General features: G+C 53.8%; 3 protein-coding genes and 2 pseudogenes. 4 read left to right on the top strand and 1 reads right to left on the bottom strand.

Features of this window, described 5'->3' with window-relative positions; all coding sequences use genetic code 11:
• The 3 genes from CNQ84_RS19925 to CNQ84_RS19915 all read left to right on the top strand — a co-directional run.
• Positions 1-653, top strand: a 653-nt coding sequence (locus tag CNQ84_RS19925) for an OprD family outer membrane porin (RefSeq protein ID WP_133065930.1), incomplete at its 5' end; no start/stop codon positions are given.
• A gap of 322 nt (positions 654-975) precedes the next feature.
• Positions 976-1,650, top strand: coding sequence for a heavy metal response regulator transcription factor (locus CNQ84_RS19920; protein ID WP_096006500.1), 675 nt, complete (start codon positions 976-978; stop codon positions 1,648-1,650).
• A complete protein-coding gene (locus tag CNQ84_RS19915; protein WP_096006499.1) occupies positions 1,647-3,020 on the top strand; it encodes a heavy metal sensor histidine kinase in 1,374 nt (457 codons plus the stop codon). Before CNQ84_RS19920 ends, CNQ84_RS19915 begins: the two co-directional genes overlap by 4 nt.
• Before the next feature lie 122 nt (positions 3,021-3,142).
• Here the strand turns inward: CNQ84_RS19915 and CNQ84_RS19910 are convergent.
• A pseudogene (locus CNQ84_RS19910) lies at positions 3,143-3,262 on the bottom strand (Cd(II)/Pb(II)-responsive transcriptional regulator); the annotation flags it as partial.
• Between the two features lie 336 nt (positions 3,263-3,598).
• Between CNQ84_RS19910 and CNQ84_RS19905 the strand changes: the two are divergent.
• Positions 3,599-3,763 (top strand): annotated as a pseudogene (locus tag CNQ84_RS19905) (DUF2790 domain-containing protein); the annotation flags it as partial.
• Positions 3,764-3,977 lie beyond the last annotated feature (214 nt).

Genomic DNA, 3,977 nt, shown 5'->3' with positions numbered 1-3,977 from the left:
AAAATCTCAGTTTTAGCCTGTATACCAGCCGCCTCAAGGATGCCTGGAACCAACATTACTTCGGTCTATCGGCCACCTATCCGCTTTCCGATGTCGTCGCGTTGCTGGGCAGTTTCAACTACTACAAGGCAACCGACGAAGGCCGCGAATTACTGGGCGAGTTCGACAACAACATCTGGAGCTCAAGCCTGGGTGTCGCCTTCGGCGCGCACACCGTCACGGCGTCGTATCAGCGAAACAACGGTAACAACGACTTTGACTACTTGCGCCAGGCTGACTCGATCTACCTGAACAACTCCATCCAGTACAGTGATTTCAACTCACCTAAAGAGCAGTCCTGGATGCTGCGTTATGACCTAAACATGGCGGGTTACGGCATACCTGGGCTTACGTTCATGACTCGCTACGCCCGCGGCTGGGGCGCCGATTACAGCAACGCAAATGAGGTATACATGCGCCAAGACGATAACGGCGCGCCTCTGACCGGACAGAAGCGCTGGGAACGCGACGTCGAAGCACGCTACGTTGTACAGACAGGCTCGTTCAAGGACCTCTCTCTGCGGGTGCGCCAGGCTACAACACGGGCGACTGCTTTCGAGTCCGACCTCAATGAGGTTCGATTCATCGCCGAGTACCCGCTCTCGATCCTGTGAAGCACTACGAGCAACACCACATCTTCTTTTTGTGCTCCCTTGGTTTGAAGATGTGTTTCAGGCGCCCGTAGGGCGCCTTTTTTTGTTTAAGTGCACCTCCTTGGGCTGCGGGTCAACCAAATGACCGGTAGATTACAAATTTGCAAGACAGGCCCCGCAGGACTTTTACCGCGTTAAAGTGCTTCCCGCTTCCCTGTGCAGATCATTTCGCCTCTGCCTTTCACGCTAGAGCCAAGCCTCTTTCGTCTTGACCTTATAGTTACTACATGTATTATTTTTGGTTCCGCTTACCACGCACCCCCTTGCCGAGTTACCTGAAAACATGCGCATCCTGGTTGTAGAAGACGAAATCAAAGCTGCGGAATACCTGCAGCAGGGTCTTATCGAATGTGGGTACATCGTCGATTGCGTAAGTGATGGGCTCGATGGATTTCACCTAGCACTGCAGAACGACTATGACATCGTGCTACTGGATGTGAATCTGCCAAACATGGATGGGTGGGAGGTGCTCGAACTTATTAGGCGGCGTAAACAGACACGCGTCATCATGCTGACAGCCAACGCCCGCCTAGAGCAAAAAGTCCGCGGTTTTGAGCTGGGTGCTGATGACTATCTGGTCAAGCCGTTTCAGTTCCCTGAGCTGCTCGCTCGTATCCGGACACTGTTGCGGCGAGGCGAGGCAGTCACACTTCCGAGCAACCTGCGTGTAGCCGACCTCGAACTGGACCCGGCCCGGCATAGGGCTTACCGGAGCGGTCAGCGTATCGACCTCACCAGCAAAGAATTTGCGTTATTGCATCTGCTCATGCGCCGGACTGGCGAAGTCCTCACGCGTACGGAAATAACTGCCATGGTGTGGGACATCAATTTCGACTGCGATACCAATGTGGTGGATGTTGCGATTCGTCGCCTGCGGATGAAAGTGGACGAACCCTTCGGCGATCGCCTGATACACACCATCCGGGGTGTGGGCTACGTGCTGGAGGCGCGGCCTTGAAGCCACTCAGCCTCGCATCGCGTCTCGCGCTTCAAATCACACTGACCGGCGCCGCTTTGGTCGCGCTGCTGATTGCACTGAGCTACTGGGTACTGGTGCGCCAACTGGAACTGCGCGCCCAGGAGGAAGTGACGGCCAAGCTCTCTCAGATCGATCATGGACTCCTCGAAGACACCAAAGCCCGTATGGGCCGCTCCTGGCAACACGCATTGAGCGATACCGTACTCGGCCATGACAACCTTTCGATTACGGTCATCGGCGATACAGCGAAATCACCCATTTTCAGTATCGGCCGATTCGCCAATGCGCCGCAGCAGCTGGATCTCGTGAGCAGGGACGGCGACTATCTTGGCTGGACAACGAAAGATGGCGTGCAGATGCTAACCGGGCGCAAGCAAATCCAAGTCCCGGGACTGGCTTCAATGACGCTTTTACTTTCGCAAGATCGCAGTGCCGATCAACGGCTGGTGGCTGCATTCCTGCGCTCGGCCTTAGTGACCGTGCCGATGCTACTGATATTGATCGGATTGGCTGGATGGCTAATCGCCCAAAATGGCTTGCGGCCGCTTCGCAAGTTCCGGGCCTTGGCGACTAAGGTATCTACACAGGATCTATCACCTCGAATCCGCAACGATCGGCTTCCGCAAGAGCTCCAGGCATTGGCGCACAGCCTCAACGTAATGCTTCATCGACTCGATGACGGCGTTCAGCAACTGTCACAATTCTCGGACGATGTGGCTCATGAGTTAAAAACTCCGCTGAACAACCTGATAGGCAAGGCGCAGGTGACTTTGGTGCGTGAGCGAAGCAAGGAGCATTATCGGGAGGTGATCGAGTCGTCGGTTGAAGAACTCGAACGCATGGATCGAATCGTGTCAGACATGCTGTTTCTCGCCCAGGCCAGCCACGCCAGCCCAGCACTGAAGCTCGAACAATTATCTTTAGGAAGCGAGGCGAGGCGCGTATGTGAATACTTCGAAGTCCTTGCCGAAGAAGCGGGAGTCGCTACGACAGTAACGGGCGATGCCATGATTTTGGGAAATCGACTTATGGTCCAGCGGGCCATTTCCAACCTGCTATCCAACGCGCTGCGGCATTCAAATACTGGCAGTACGGTCGAACTTAAGATCCTTGAGGAGGACGTAGACATCGTCTCGCTGGCTGTCACCAATCATGGCGCGACTATCGAATCGGATCATCTCCCACATCTGTTCGACCGCTTTTACCGCGTTAACGGCATACAACCTCGCGGGGCAGGATTGGGGCTAGCGATTGTCCGCTCAGTGATGAACCTCCACAAAGGCCACGTGGCCGTCGCCAGCAAAGACGGTCGGACCACGTTTGAACTCACGTTTCCTCGGCAGGCCTGACTCAAAGTGATACCGCACGGAGACAGCCATCACTACGAAGGGGCAAAAACCACAGGGACAAACAACCATTTCGAGGGCATGCGCGTTGGCCGGGTAACCAGGCCCGCAAGCCCCAACGCCGTTCATTTAATGCATGCGTCCTCGCTAATTCCGGCGAGAATGCCGCAAGCCTCAACTTCCCGCCCATCGTTGCAATTAGCCCGCAGTGAAACGAGTTGTCGTTCGAGTGATTGCAGAGCGGTTTCAATACTTGTGCTTTGGCAACAAGCGTCACAGGTAACGTCTGAAGTCGTTTCCGTTGGCTGCATTGCAACGTGCCGCATGATCATCACCTCCGAGGGGAGGAAAGTTTACAGCTGCCATCGAGCCCACATTTGAGACTAATTGAAGGTGGGCGAACATGCGCAAGCATGTGAGAGCAACACAAAGCCTAGAAATCAAACATTTATGGTTTGAATGTCTTAATTTTCCGTGATCTCGTTATGATTCCATAAAAATTCCCGTCATGGAAATGTTCTGATAAATCAATCAGTTAGGATGGATGTGAGTGAATTTTCCCGTTATCTCGGCATGGCCCCTACCGCTACGGCATGAAACTCGATATCGCCAGGGTCGTGGCCACTACCCCGACGGACTCTAGCTGCGGTGTGATGCCGGCCCAGATGACCTACGAGGACTCCAATGGCGATCTGAATATTCTTGAATACCGGGCAGCCGGGACAGGTTGCCGTAATCAAAAGTAGATAAATGACATCGCGCTGACTGAAATGTAATTTCCAAGTCACCCTGACGTTATTTGGCATGTGGAAATATGACTGAGGCGTGCCTGGCTATGCCCGGCGCGCTTGGCACATATATGCGACCACACAATGACAACTGCCAATAACATCAGGAGCATTTATGAATAACGGGTAAGCGAATTAAATGGTTGATCTTACCTTTGCATGAGAGTGAGAC

Origin of the sequence: Pseudomonas abyssi (assembly GCF_002307495.1) — a bacterium.
Lineage (GTDB): Bacteria > Pseudomonadota > Gammaproteobacteria > Pseudomonadales > Pseudomonadaceae > Halopseudomonas > Halopseudomonas abyssi.
This window is presented reverse-complemented; position numbering and strand designations above follow the sequence as displayed.

Excerpts from the sequence above, each read along its gene's own strand:
- CNQ84_RS19920 (WP_096006500.1), top strand. The coding sequence starts at position 976 with ATGCGCATCCTGGTTGTAGAAGACGAAATCAAAGCTGCGGAATACCTG.